Here is a 13,241-nt window from a genome sequence, read left to right on the forward strand (position 1 = left end):
CGCGTGAGCGGTGCCGATGTCTTGGCTCCCTCTGCCTTCACGTGAAAATATTGGGCGCCGGGAGAGAAGTCTTGGGCATAGCCCTTTAACATCGATCCATTCTGATATCGCACAACGATCTTGGCCGGACCGGTCATAAGCCCTCCGTGCTTCGTAGTGGCCGGATGTTCTACTTTCGCAGTATCGCCACGGTAGGCGTTATTCCCAAGAAAAATATGATTCCTGAGAGGACTGATTGGATCTATCCAGATTGTGTGTTAAGAACGTCCCGCCAAACAGCGGCAAGACCATGGAGTGCCTGGCTTCCATCACCGACATAGACTGAGCCGTGCATAGTCGCGAGCCGCTTCGGTTGCAGTGCCGCCAGTCGGTTCAGCGTCGCCTCCGTCAAGGAACAATAGGGCACATAATTCGCCAGCGGACCTTGCTGATAGTCCACCAACGTCTTCCGACAGCGCTCGAGAACATCCGACTCCGTCATGGCTTCCACATCTCCGTCTTGGTGAAAGAGATCAGAACACAGAAGCGTCCGTTGGGTTTCCTCAAACAAGAGTCCTGCTTCCCAGCAGTGAGGCACATGTGGCGTAGAAAGAAAACGGAAGCGATATCTCCCTGTCTCAAGCACTTCTCCGTCCACCATCCCTTTGGCAGGACGAAGCGCCAGACAATCATCGACGCTCACCATCTTGCCTACCACACTGCACACGACTTCGGACTGCGGAGCCAGTTGCTGCCACTCCGGCACCGTCGCGCACTCGTCGGACTCAAAATGGCTGAATCCAATCCAACGCAAAGTCTGTGGATCAATGAGCGACGTCACTGCGGTCTTGATCTCTGTAAATAGCGCACGCGGACCGGTATGAAACAACAGCGGTTGATCGTCGCGCATCAAAAACTGGCTAAACTGAATATTAAACGCTTCAACGAACGTCGTGATGCGGAATAGGTCAGGAGCAATCTCGGTGATCTTTGTCATGAAACCTCCTCAAGAACCTGGGGATGCGATCCTACGTAAAGATCCAGCGAGGGGAAGTCGGTACAAGGGAGGCAACTGACTACTGCCTGACCCAAATTAACCAATAAAAATCTACAGACATCTTCAGATCATCTGTACGAGATATCCCACTCTATTCCTCATTCGCCCTGGGTTTTACGATTCAGGACAGAGAGGGCTTCGGCAAGACCTTGTTGAGACCAGGGATTCTTAGGAAATCGCTTCAAATCTTCACGAAAGACCTGCTCAGCCTCATCTGGGCGCCCAGCCTTGAGCAACACGATACCAAGCTCCTCTCTCACGGGCACCGTCCACTCTGGCGGCTCACCGTAGACGAGCGCGTCTTCCAGTCGCGCGGCCTTCCTGAGATGACTGATTACGCCAGGCAGATCACCCTTTGCTGCGGCGATGTGGCCGGTAAGTACTTCGAGGGCAATTTCCAGCACGGCACCGGAGGTATTGAATTCCAGCCTCAGCGACCTCACGTGAGGATCCTGAGCAATCGCGCGCAATTGCACCAAGGTGGCATCAGCTGCCTTGAGATGACCACGTGCCGCCAACGCTCGCCCGTGCGCGTACAACCACATCGCGCGAGCATGGGGCAGATCCTCAGGCGGTCCCTCCACATTCAGCAGCTCGTCCCATCGGCCGAATCGCACACGCATCTGCAACTTGCGCGTCTGGTGATGTTGGAGAAACGCCATCTCAGGCTGATGCACCAGCTCCTCCGGTACCAAGGCCGCGATTTTGTCCGCGGCGGTGATGGCCTGCGCTTCACGACCGATCATGCTCACGGCGAACGCGAGAAAATCGTAGTTGTGTGGGTAATAGCCAAGCACGTAGATGCCGACGGCTGGATTGTGGTCACGAATATAAGTTTCATCCGCATGCACGGCATGCTCGTTGGCCTTGATGGCGTCCTCATACCGACCGACTCGGATATAGATATGGCCCGGCATATGGACCAGGTGGCCTGCGCCAGGCATTAGGCCTGCGAGGCGCTCGGCAGCTGCGAGTGCATGTTCCGGTTGAACCGCTTCAACCGCATGGATGTAGAAATGGTTCGCACCAGGATGATCGGGCTGGGCGGCTAAGACCTCTTCGAGCTTGGACAAGAACGCTGTCGTATTCGGCTTTGGCTTGCCATCCGCAGTCCAGAAGTCCCATGGGCTCAAGTCCATCAACGATTCTGCGTACAGCATCTTGACCTCTGGGTCATCCACAATACGCTGTGCCACATCGGCCATTGCGCGTGAATAGGCGGCATCCAATTTAGTCCGGTCTGTTGATGGCTCGGCTACGTACCGCGTCGCGAGCGCTCGGATCAGGGCTTGCTCTCGATCGCTCACCCTTGTCGCACGCTGGCTGGCCTGCTGAATGGCGGCATAGGCGAGACGCCCGCTCGCGGCATCCATCGGCGCATTGATGTTAGGCCCGTAGGAGAGCGCGATGCCCCAGTAGCACATCGCGCAGTCCGGATTGAGCCGCGCGCCTTCTTGAAAAGACCGAATGGCTTCCTGATGATTGAACGCGTAGTACAGCCGCAATCCCTGGTCGAAGTATCGCTGCGCAAGCGGCACCGCCGTGGTAATTGGGTAGTGCAGAGTGCCAAGGTTCTCATAGAGTACCACCTGAGCCGCCTCGGTCGCCTGAACCTGGGACCCGGGGTCGCCATGCGTGGCCTGCACCCCGACCAACCCGAAGAAGAACGCCGCAAGGAGCACGGTCAGGTGGCGCATCAGCCTCCACAGCCGCAGCATCATGATGACTCGCCATTCTCGAATCTTCGCACAATGTCTTCGTACACACCCTCAGCAAACTCAGTGAACTCAAACAACATGAAAAGAGGTGCCGTCAACCGCTGCACATCTGTAACAAGAGAGTTTCGCAGCGAGCCAAGTGTGATGATTGTTTCGGTTTCACACCTGTCATCTACACAAGTTCCTGAAATTACAGGCCGGCGTCTACCCGCACTTGCAAGCGTGCGTCCAGAAAGTCCAAAGTGTGTAACTCGCACGCTAAAACGGGTTTCGGGTGGCACGCCAAGATGCGTATAGAGATTTCCGGCAAACATTAAGGATTCCGTCACACGAACAATGCGCGTATTGAAGAATATTTTCCCCTCATCCCTCGAATCCTCAAAGAGGTCCTGCAACAGATAAAAGTCTCCAGTTTTGGTCAAAGCCCAGTAGTCATAGGACTTACCACCTGACAGGCCATCATCAGAAACTGCAATCTCTGCTCGAATACCATCACCAAAAGGGCGGGGCTTGTACTCATTCCTATTCTCCAGAGTGATACCAATCGGCCAACCGAACGTATGAACCTCGGACGTTTGGACGGCAGTAAGAAGATCAAGTTGGGACTTGTTGACCGGTTCGTGCAATGCGAATCGTAACTCCATTCCTGCCTTAATACCGAAATTCTTCATGCCAGCTTCAGCTGCCGATCGCGCGGTTTCAAACCATTTACCAGTAAGCAGCGCTTCTCCTGTTGGCAACGTACCAGTACCCAGCACCGTTCGGGCAGGCACTACATCCGTCGGTATTAGCGCAGAGAAGGGGTTGGACCCGAGCGGAGGTTTGGATATAGCTGGCTGCCCAAGCAGCTCCCGACAAAGCCTTTCCAGCTCGGTGGCATATGTTGCGTCATTGCTAAAGTCTATGTAGAGCCTCGGTCCGAGATGCTTCGGGATCTTTGGAGATGACGTGGTGTTCCGAACAATCGGGATGAATTTCTTAGTTTCGATCGCCTCAATCATTTCTGCAGTAACGATGAGGCGTTCATATCCGACACCTCCTAAGGCTCCTTCTGACCTATGGACATACTGCTCGGTACAGACTAGAAGGACCCGGTCTGACTTGGCAATCCCGTCCTGCATAAATCGGACTACATCCTGACCAGGCACAAGATCCCACTGATCGAGTGAGGTATCAATACCAGCTGCTCGGAGGTCTGTCGCAAGCCTGAGGACCCACGCCTTGTGGACAGGCGAGTCGTGTGAATAGGAAATAAATACAATTGGATTAGGCATGTCGAGCCTCCTCACGCCTAATCATGTTTAGAAGGACCTGGCAAGCAAGGAATCTTTGTTTTATCCATACAACACATGTAGGATCTTCCACCTACCGTTGGATTTCCATTCGATTCCTTCACTTCCCATACCCCGCCCGTGCGATTAATTCTTTCAGCCCATTCAAATCCAGCGCCCCAGGCACCAGTTCGTTACCCACGATGAACCCAGGAGTTCCTGAGATGCCGAGCTCGCGAGCCAGGGCTCGATTCTTCTGAATGGCGACCTGCCACTTTGGATTGGCCATGTCGGCTTCCAGGCGCTTCGCATCGAGACTGACCTTTGCCGCGATCTTTAAGATCGACTCCTTCGTCATATCAGCATGGGACTCGAGCAGCGCCTCATGGAAAGCTTGGTGCTTCCCTTGCGCATATGAGGCAAGCGCGGCCTTGGCTGCAAGTTCGGATGGTTCGCCCAGAATTGGAAAGTCTTTATAGACCACCCGTACCCGAGGATCGACCTTCTGCAGTTCCGTGACGGCCGGTGCCGCGCGTTTACAGAAGCCGCAGCGGTAGTCATAGAACTCAACCAAGGTGATCTCGCCTTTCGGATTACCGCTGACCGGTGACAGGGGATCGTGCAGCAGCTCGTCCTGCTTGGTCTTGAGAGCAACTTTCTGACGCTCCTTCTGCTCCGCCTCACGTTTGAGTTCCATCGCCTGCAGCGATTGCTCAATCACTTCCGGATGGGCTCGGATATAGTGCTCAATCGCGGCATCAGCGACATCCGGAGGCGGAGTCGAGACACCGTTGGTATCCTTGGCCATTGTTGAACAACCAGCGACGAACAGGGCCAGGCCTGCAAGGATGGTCAGCGGCAATGGGAAGCAGCTCCCAAGATGGGGATTTTTCATTGTTTGGTCTCCTCTATGGGTCCGACTAACGATATACTTCACGGCGATGGCCCACTTTAACTACAAGGACAAACAGGCGATTGTCTTCCACAGCATAGACGATGCGATAGTCTCCAACCCGAATCCGGTAGAGTTGATCGACACCGCTGAGTTTTTCAGATCCATGCGGGCGCGGTGTTGTTGCAAGGGAATCGATTCTTGACTTGAGCCGCTGTTGAATCTGTGATGGCAGGTTTCGGAACTGACGATCAGCTTGGCGAGAGAACTCGATCTGATAGAGCACCGTTCAACTCATAACCTAAGGTCCCGTTTGATTTTTTTCCATGCGACCGTACCTTCTCGCTTCACACTCGCCAATGCTGCACGAGCCTCGTCCAGATCCAACCGATCTTCGATCTCTTCAAGCAACTGCACATCTTCAATGGGCACCACGGCCGCCACATCCTTACCCCGGCTTGTGACCATGATTCGACGTTTCGTGCGCGCGGTGCGCGCAAGAATCTGTCCCAACTGCTTCTTGACCTCGGCACTATTGACCCTGGTCATCACACTTCCCTTTTTCATGCGGTGAGTATAGCCGAAGGAACAATTTGATGAAAGCAACCATAAGGCTCTCACACTCGCGGTGCAAAGCCCTCTCGAACTATCGATAGCCCTCCCCGCTCGTCCCGCCGCCGAAACCGCCCCAGTTTCCGCCGAAGCCGCCTTGGCCGGTTCCCCAATACTCGCCCTTCTGAATCCGCCGATAGGGATGTCGAAGGTCAGGACGGCTGAGCCACCAGAAAAACCCTACGACCGCAATGGTGGTACCGAGCGTAATCCAAATCCCAAGACCCTTGATGCGCCGGCGTGACGGAGTTTCGAGCCTCACTTCTTGGGCCGGTGTCGCCAGTGCCACGGCAGTACGGTACAACCCTTCGCCGAAATGTCCTCGTTCAATGGCCGGTTCAAGATACATATGGCTGATTTTATTCCGAATTTCTGGAGTGATAGCCGGCAGCATCTGACGCCCCAAAGTCATTGCGGCCTGTCGCTCCTGCACTGCGACCAGCACCATCAATCCATGTTCCTGCTGCGTCGAACCGATCTGCCACTTTGCGTACAGGGCATCCGCATACTCCTTGGCAGAGGGATACGGTTTGATGCTTGGCACCGTCACGATCACCATCTCCACACCGCTCTTCTTTTCAAGATCGGTGCAGACGGACCGGATGCGGTCTTTCCACTCTCGCTCAACGACCTGCGCATGGTCACTCACATAGCCGATAGGGCTCGGAAGCTGAACCCGTTCCTTCGACCGGTCATAGAGTGCGGCATGAGCAAGCGGTGCGACGATCCAGACGAGCAAGCTCATCCAGATGATCCCACGCCATGCATTCTTTGGAAGTGACCCAATCACGTGATCCGTGCCGCTGCGGCTGTCACAAGCCTGGTCAGGCCTTCGAGGTACCGATCCATCAGTCGCGGAGTCTCTTTCTGCCCAGGGGAAATCTGCCCCCGCTTGAGGAGCAGTGCATCGCGCAACCCGGTCAGATCGACGGAGAGAGCAGCTTCCATATCATTGAGCAACGGCTCTCCATGAGCAAGAACCGGTCGACCGAGCAAACGCTGCACGCCACGCAAGGCCGGAAGAAGTGCGGTGATCGAGAGGGCCAAGAGAATGGTGATGGCTTCTTCGGTGCTTCGGCCCTCGACCAGCCGCTGCCGAAGCCGGAGCAAATTTCCTCGCAGGGCCTGGAGCACCTCTGCGGCTAAGTAGCGGGCATCGATCTTGAGCCCCACAAAGGGATCTTGCCCCCACAGCAACCGCCGACAATCGTGGATGTCTTGGTACTCTAGCGGAAAGGCAACTGAGGCAGATTGGATGTCGTCCACGGTCAGGAACAGAGGCACGACCACTTGATCCTTGCTCCATCGCTTGTGAAGGCTGTCATACTTTGTTAACGCAGCAAGGTCGTAGGACGACATCACCAAGAGAAGATTGAGATTGGAGCGGCCCGGCAGAAACTCCCCCCGCACCGCGCTGCCATAGAGGATGATGCCTTCCAGTTCAGATCCATAAACCTTCGTCACATCCTTCACATAGGCCCGAAGGAGTTTTTGCGTCTCTTCCGGCAATCCATCGATGGTCCAGTCCACTGACTGCATGTCCTTACCGGATGCCTCCCGCTGCCATGTCACGAGACGAGGGATCCGGCAGAAATCCCGCCGCCATCAGGCGATCCAGCAGGCCGAACGGAGGGGCTTTGCGGAGTCCGGCGGTCGTCGATAATACTCGATAGCGAAGACGCGCATTGCGGTCCAATGTGCTGAAGACACGATCCCGAAGAAAGGCAATAATTGGATTCGCGGTGTTCCAGAACAGCACCTGTTCATCGGCCAACTTCTGCAGCATCGCGACATGAGGTCGTCGTGAATCTTCATAGCGTTTGAGTGTGGCGGCAGAGAAGTCATTCGTCGCGAGACATTCTGGGAGAAGATCGGCCAGCGTCATCGCATCCACCATCGCCTGCATGCGGCCCTGCGACGCGTGCGGGTTCATGGCATGCGCGGCATCTCCAATCAAGACCGCCCCATCAGCTACCCAGGTCGGGGTCCGAACCCGCCCGGTCGGCAAAAATGCCGTCTGCTTCCAATCGCTCAACGTCCGAAATATCGGCTCACTGGCCGGATCGATTGCGATCCAGGTGTTCTGCAGTGCGACAAGACCTCGCTCCTTCACCTGATCATACGAACCGGTCTTGATCATGTAGAACGCATACACCTTGTCTCCGGCGGCAGGAAACAAACCAAGAATCGTTCGCTTCCCGACAAAATATTTCGCCTCGGCCATTGGAATCGCCGCGTCCAACAACGCGATCAAGTACCCTTGGGGATACAGATAGAGATCAGCCGGAATCTGCAAAGCCTCGCGGACTTTCGAGAAGGCTCCATCAGCCCCCACCACCACCTTGGCCTTGATTGTCCTCTCCTGCTCTCCCTGTTTAGCGGTCAAGCCGACGACACGTCCGTTTTCACGAAGCAACCCCGTAAAGGTCGCTCGATACCGTAACGAGACGGAGGGCTCTCGTTCGACCGCATCCACAATGGCATGGTGCGCCACATTCGGCAGCGTCACAACCGCCTGATTATACGGAGGCGGCAAGTCGCGATAGTCGATGGTGCAAAGCCGTTGACCACCCACCCGGCAGAAATGAAACTGATGCACCGTCCGCGTGGAGGAAGCCGGGAGCTTATTCAGCAATCCCAACCGATCGAGTACTTGTTGCCCGTTCGGCTGGAGAATTTCTCCACGTAATCCCTGCGGTGGTCCCGGTGCCTGTTCCAAAACAATCGTCTTAATCCCCTTCTGTGCGAGTGCAAGGGCCAGCACGGCCCCGCCCCCACCGGCTCCCACAACAGCAATGTCAGTTTCTTCAACCATGGTTCCTCAACCACGCAGATACGACGCCACCTTACCGCCAACCCTCCTATTATTTCCACTCCCCGAATCGTTCCTGGTCTTTCCACAGCGAGAGAAACTTTTCCCGAGCCTTCACGGTCACTGCATGGTCTCTGATGATATCCAGCCGTTCGTCATTGTACTGATTGCCGCTTGTCGTCTGATTCATCGAACCGCTCGTATTGATTTCATCATCGACGACAACTTGCTTCAGATGCATGAGGCTGTCATGTTGATTGATCCGGATAGGGATCCCGGCTTCACGCAACGCGGAGAGGGCTGCTCGTTGCTTTGGATCATTGAGACGTTCTCGATCCGTCAGGATCCGAACTTCGACCCCCCGTCGTGAGGCCTCGACCAATGCCTTCACCGAGAGCGGCGACGTGAACCCATAGCTCGCGACATAGATATAGCGTGTGGCACGATCGTACAGTCGGACAAGATGTTCAAGTGGCCGATCCTCCGGGCCGTACCAGACCTCTATCGACGCGGCTAAAACCATTCTGCCTGGCCCAAGCAGAATAACGGCAAGTATCCAGATGGCGACCAGCCGCCAGCACCACGTGAAGACGGAGAACGGTGATGGCCGGATCATTCCAGCTCGAAGAGGTCGCGGAAGTGATCGTCTGACGATTCCCAGGCCTGTGGGGCCTGAACCTGAAGCCATTGGCGAAGAAACTGCTTTTGCTCCGGCGTGAGCAATTGCTTGATCTGATGGGAACGCCCTTGAAGCGGCTGCAAGAGACTGATGTGTTTCCTCACATCCAGCATCGCGGTTCGCACATACAGACTTGTATAGGCCGACGGCTGCTCTTCGGTGCCGTCTCCCTGCACCCACACAGAGAGGAACTTGTCCAGCACGAGGCCGGCGCTGTCCAGTGCCGGTTCCGTATCATGAAACAGCTCGTTTTCAGACTCGGCCAGCGGCGTTGATTCTGCGGCGCGAAACAGAAAATTCTTTTTCCACATCTCGACGGATGGCGTCCTGAACGCTCTTGTCAGAAAAGCCGCTCATTCAGCTTCTCTCTCGCAACATGCAGGCGGCATAGTGGCGATGAGGCAGAGCTAATGTCAAGCAATCATCTCAGGATTTTCTCCTCACACACATGAACCATGTGGGAGACCATGAATCCTTTTGCACATTCTGGTCTCTCATGTGCATGTGGAGCCTTGACAAGCAGCGCCTGCCTTTGTTAGCTTCGAAATTCTTTAATCTCTAAGCCAACTTGGGAGAATCCGTGCAGGTCAAAATCAATGGGAAGCCTGAAGAAGTCCCGGGCGGAACCGTTCTCGATTTACTCAAGGCCAAGAATATCGAACCGCAGATGGTCGCCGTTGAAGTAAACGACAAAGTACTGGATCGTGACCATCTGGCCACGACCCACCTCAATGAAGGGGACCATCTTGAGTTCCTCTTCTACATGGGAGGCGGTCGGTGAACACGACCTTGCATCACGATATCACGAAGCTGATCGGCAAGACTCCCCTTGTGCGATTGAACCGTCTGTCGAAAGAAGGTTCCGCCACGATCTACGGGAAGGTCGAGTTTTTCAACCCCGGAGGCAGCGTCAAGGACCGGATCTGTCTCAACATGATCAATGAGGCGGAACGGCAAGGGAAGCTCAAACCGGGTGGAACCATCGTGGAGCCGACCAGCGGCAACACGGGAATCGGACTGGCCCTCGTCGCAGCCGTGCGTGGATACAAACTGATCCTCGTCATGCCGGAAAGCATGAGTATGGAGCGGGCGAGCCTATTGTCCTCTTATGGTGCACAGCTGGTCCTGACACCGGCCTGGGAGGGCATGAAAGGGTCCATTAAGGAAGCGGAAAGTATTTTGGCCCAAAATCCTTCGTACTTCATGCCGGATCAATTCTCCAACCCGGCCAACCCGGCGATGCACAAGATGACGACGGCACCGGAAATCTGGGACGCGCTCGAAGGAACAATCGACGCGTTTGTGGCGGCAGTGGGCACCGGCGGAACCATTACGGGATGCGGCGAGCTCTTTAAAGAGCGGAATCCGAACGTAAAGGTGATCGCGGTAGAACCAGCAACATCACCGGTGTTGTCCGGCGGCGATCCTGGCCCGCATAAGATTCAAGGGATTGGCGCTGGCTTTATTCCCAAGGTCCTCAATCGAAAAATACTCGACCGCGTCATCACCGTGACAGATGACGAGGCCTATCAGACCGCCAAGCAGCTCTCGAAAAAGGAGGGCCTACTGGTAGGCATTTCCGCCGGTGCCAACGTATTCGCTGCACAGAAAGTCGCCCAGGAACTGGGCCCCGGCAAAAACGTCGTTACCATTCTGTGCGACACCGGCGAGCGCTATATCAGCATTGAGAAGTATTTTAATATTTGACGATCAGCCCCTTAAGAGTTAGGAAGACTGTTCAAACTAGTCTCCAGCGAGGCCGCGGGCGAGAAGAATCCGGAGGCGTACCCTCTGTGGTACGTTGAGGAATTCTTCAAGCCGAGAACAAAGCTGGAGGCTATGTTCAGCAATCCGTGAAACATGGACTTCACCGAAGAACAAATAAATCGCTACAGCCGGCACATCCTGTTGCCTGAGGTCGGCGGCAAGGGACAGAGGAAGATCGCCAAGTCCCGTATTCTGCTCGTCGGTGCCGGTGGGCTCGGTTCACCTGCTGCACTGTATTTGGCTGCCGCGGGCGTCGGGACGATCGGCCTGATTGACAGCGATGTCGTGGACCTGACCAATCTGCAACGCCAGGTGCTTCATCATACTCCCGACGTAGGACGCCCCAAGGTGCTCTCAGGTAAAGAAAAAATCCAGGAGTTGAATCCCGACGTCTCTGTCTCGATGTACGAAGAGCGTCTCACGGCCGGCAATGCGCTCAAGATCTTCAACGACTACGATGTGGTTATCGACGGCGTCGACAACTTCCCGGCTAAGTTTCTGATCAACGATGCCTGCTTCTTCGCGAATAAGCCGCTCATCCATGGCGGCATCCTGCGATTCGACGGACGTGTCACGACCATCATCCCGAAGAAGTCAGCCTGCTATCGTTGCGTATTCAAAACGCCTCCGCCACCAGGCCTCGTCGCCTCCTGCCAGGAGGCCGGCGTGATCGGTGTCTTGGCCGGCATTATCGGGACGATCCAGGCCACGGAAGCCTTGAAGCTAGTCCTGGGCATTGGACGACCATTGACCGATCGTATGCTGGACTTCGATGCCAAGAAAACGCAATTCCGAGAAATCAAAGTCCGTCGCAACCCGAATTGTGCACTCTGTGGGGAACATCCGACGATTACCGAGCTGTTTGACGATGGAGACCCTTATGCGGGATGTGCCGTACGTCCCTCTGCATAGAATTTGAGAAGGTGGTGCCACGATGAGCAAGATGAAAGCGCTGGTGTGCCGCGAATGCGGAAAGGAATATCCGACCAAGGCGATCCACGTCTGCGAGATGTGCTTCGGTCCGCTGGAAGTGAAATACAACTATGACGAGATCAAGCAGACGATTTCGCGCAAGAAGATCGAAGATGGACCGGACAGCATGTGGCGCTACCTCGATCTGTTACCGGTCGAAGGCACCAATTTCGTAGGACCTCATGCGGGATTCACTCCTCTGGTGCGGGCCAAGAACCTCGGCGCGTACCTCGGGATCGACGAACTCTACGTTAAGAACGACACTGTCAATCACCCGACCCTGTCGTTTAAAGATCGCGTCGTGGCGGTTGCCCTTACCAGGGCACGAGAGCTCGGGTTCGAAACTGTCGCCTGTGCCTCGACAGGCAACTTAGCTAACTCGGTGTCGGCGCACGCGGCCTCCGCGAATTTGCATTGCTACGTCTTCATTCCCGGCGACCTTGAAGCCGCGAAAGTGCTCGGCAACCTGATCTACAAGCCACGCGTCGTTGAGGTGGAAGGAAACTATGATGACGTCAACCGGCTGTGCAGCGAGATCGCGGCTGAACATGGCTGGGCGTTTGTGAATATCAATATTCGTCCCTACTATGCCGAAGGCTCAAAAACACTGGCTTTTGAGACAGTTGAGCAATTGGGCTGGAAGACGCCCGATCAAGTCGTGATTCCGATGGCCTCAGGTTCGCTCCTCACCAAGATCTGGAAAGGCCTGCACGAAATGAAGTATGTCGGGTTGATCGACGAGGTACGCACCAAGATCAACGGCGCCCAGGCAGAAGGCTGCTCGCCGATTTCGACGGCATTTAAAGCCGGTCGCGACTTCTTCAAACCTGTCAAACCGAAGACGATCGCCAAATCACTCGCGATCGGCAACCCGGCGGACGGCTACTACGCGCTCAAGGCCACGGCTGAAAGCAAAGGAGCCATGGACATGGTGACGGATGAAGAGGTGGTGGAAGGCATCCAGCTGCTGGCCCAGACCGAAGGCATCTTCGCAGAGACAGCCGGTGGGGTCACGATCGGTGTGCTGAAGAAGCTGGTCAAGCAAGGGATCATCAAGAAAAACGAGGTGACAGTCGCCTACATTACGGGCAATGGGTTAAAGACGCAGGAAGCGGTGATCGATGCCGTCGGTCGGCCGACCCGCATTCAACCCAGTCTCGTCGCCTTCGAAAAAAATTTCAAACTCGGCAAAAATGGTGGTGGTGATTCATGATTAAAGTCCGTATTCCAACTCCGCTGCGACCGTTGACCAAGAACCAAGGAGAGGTCGACATCGCAGCTGGTTCGATCACTGATCTGGTCAATTCGCTGGAGGCCTCCTATCCCGGCATTAAAGCCCGCCTCTGCGACGAGAGCGGAGAGCTGCGCCGGTTCGTCAATATCTACGTCAACGAGGAAGACATCCGTTTCCTCAAAGGCAAAGATACCACCCTGAAAACCGGCGATGAAGTCTCGATCGTACCGGCGATCGCGGGAGGCTAA

At 55.4% G+C, this 13,241-nt stretch carries 16 protein-coding genes; 5 read left to right on the forward strand and 11 right to left on the reverse strand.

Going from position 1 to position 13,241, the window contains the following annotated elements; all coding sequences use genetic code 11:
* Nucleotides 1-241 precede the first annotated feature (241 nt).
* The 11 genes from ACYX34_RS01020 to ACYX34_RS01070 all read right to left on the reverse strand — a co-directional run bounded on the left by ACYX34_RS01020 (nucleotide 242) and on the right by ACYX34_RS01070 (nucleotide 9,331).
* Complete coding sequence (locus ACYX34_RS01020; protein WP_462074692.1) at nucleotides 242-976, reverse strand: oxygen-binding di-iron domain-containing protein; 735 nt, start codon at nucleotides 974-976, stop codon at nucleotides 242-244.
* A gap of 158 nt (nucleotides 977-1,134) precedes the next feature.
* The gene (locus ACYX34_RS01025) at nucleotides 1,135-2,733 is read right to left on the reverse strand and encodes a tetratricopeptide repeat protein (RefSeq protein ID WP_462074693.1); all 1,599 of its coding nucleotides are present in this window, start codon (nucleotides 2,731-2,733) and stop codon (nucleotides 1,135-1,137) included.
* 20 nt (nucleotides 2,734-2,753) lie between these two features.
* Entirely contained in the window at nucleotides 2,754-4,028 is a 1,275-nt protein-coding gene (locus tag ACYX34_RS01030; protein ID WP_462074694.1) for a toll/interleukin-1 receptor domain-containing protein, read from the reverse strand.
* A 118-nt stretch (nucleotides 4,029-4,146) separates the two neighbouring features.
* Nucleotides 4,147-4,920, reverse strand: a complete 774-nt coding sequence (locus ACYX34_RS01035; RefSeq protein WP_462074695.1) for a DsbA family protein — start codon at nucleotides 4,918-4,920, stop codon at nucleotides 4,147-4,149.
* Between the two features lie 25 nt (nucleotides 4,921-4,945).
* The gene (locus tag ACYX34_RS01040; RefSeq protein WP_462074696.1) at nucleotides 4,946-5,203 is read right to left on the reverse strand and encodes a type II toxin-antitoxin system RelE family toxin; all 258 of its coding nucleotides are present in this window, start codon (nucleotides 5,201-5,203) and stop codon (nucleotides 4,946-4,948) included.
* A gap of 8 nt (nucleotides 5,204-5,211) precedes the next feature.
* Nucleotides 5,212-5,484, reverse strand: coding sequence for a type II toxin-antitoxin system Phd/YefM family antitoxin (locus ACYX34_RS01045; RefSeq protein WP_462074697.1), 273 nt, complete (start codon nucleotides 5,482-5,484; stop codon nucleotides 5,212-5,214).
* A 79-nt stretch (nucleotides 5,485-5,563) separates the two neighbouring features.
* Nucleotides 5,564-6,274, reverse strand: a complete 711-nt coding sequence (locus ACYX34_RS01050; RefSeq protein ID WP_462074698.1) for a TPM domain-containing protein — start codon at nucleotides 6,272-6,274, stop codon at nucleotides 5,564-5,566.
* Nucleotides 6,275-6,315: 41 nt separating this feature from the next.
* Nucleotides 6,316-7,068: a hypothetical protein gene (locus ACYX34_RS01055; protein WP_462074699.1), complete on the reverse strand. Its 753-nt coding sequence runs from the start codon at nucleotides 7,066-7,068 to the stop codon at nucleotides 6,316-6,318.
* 4 nt (nucleotides 7,069-7,072) lie between these two features.
* Nucleotides 7,073-8,344: an FAD-dependent monooxygenase gene (locus ACYX34_RS01060; protein ID WP_462074700.1), complete on the reverse strand. Its 1,272-nt coding sequence runs from the start codon at nucleotides 8,342-8,344 to the stop codon at nucleotides 7,073-7,075.
* Between the two features lie 49 nt (nucleotides 8,345-8,393).
* Nucleotides 8,394-8,957, reverse strand: a complete 564-nt coding sequence (locus ACYX34_RS01065) for a phospholipase D-like domain-containing protein (protein ID WP_462074701.1) — start codon at nucleotides 8,955-8,957, stop codon at nucleotides 8,394-8,396.
* The gene (locus ACYX34_RS01070; RefSeq protein ID WP_462074702.1) at nucleotides 8,954-9,331 is read right to left on the reverse strand and encodes a hypothetical protein; all 378 of its coding nucleotides are present in this window, start codon (nucleotides 9,329-9,331) and stop codon (nucleotides 8,954-8,956) included. The genes ACYX34_RS01065 and ACYX34_RS01070 overlap by 4 nt, the downstream gene beginning before the upstream one ends.
* 269 nt (nucleotides 9,332-9,600) lie before the next feature.
* Here ACYX34_RS01070 and thiS point away from each other — a divergent pair, with 269 nt between their 5' ends.
* The 5 genes from thiS (at nucleotide 9,601) to ACYX34_RS01095 (ending at nucleotide 13,241) form a co-directional block, all read left to right on the forward strand.
* Nucleotides 9,601-9,801, forward strand: coding sequence for a sulfur carrier protein ThiS (gene thiS / locus ACYX34_RS01075; RefSeq protein WP_462074703.1), 201 nt, complete (start codon nucleotides 9,601-9,603; stop codon nucleotides 9,799-9,801).
* Nucleotides 9,798-10,727, forward strand: a complete 930-nt coding sequence (gene cysK, locus ACYX34_RS01080) for a cysteine synthase A (protein ID WP_462074704.1) — start codon at nucleotides 9,798-9,800, stop codon at nucleotides 10,725-10,727. Before thiS ends, cysK begins: the two co-directional genes overlap by 4 nt.
* Before the next feature lie 153 nt (nucleotides 10,728-10,880).
* Entirely contained in the window at nucleotides 10,881-11,699 is an 819-nt protein-coding gene (locus ACYX34_RS01085; RefSeq protein WP_462074705.1) for a HesA/MoeB/ThiF family protein, read from the forward strand.
* Between the two features lie 22 nt (nucleotides 11,700-11,721).
* Complete coding sequence (gene thrC, locus ACYX34_RS01090; protein ID WP_462074706.1) at nucleotides 11,722-12,972, forward strand: threonine synthase; 1,251 nt, start codon at nucleotides 11,722-11,724, stop codon at nucleotides 12,970-12,972.
* Nucleotides 12,969-13,241, forward strand: coding sequence for a MoaD/ThiS family protein (locus tag ACYX34_RS01095; protein ID WP_462074707.1), 273 nt, complete (start codon nucleotides 12,969-12,971; stop codon nucleotides 13,239-13,241). Before thrC ends, ACYX34_RS01095 begins: the two co-directional genes overlap by 4 nt.

It is taken from the genome of Nitrospira sp. CMX1 (assembly GCF_054902215.1).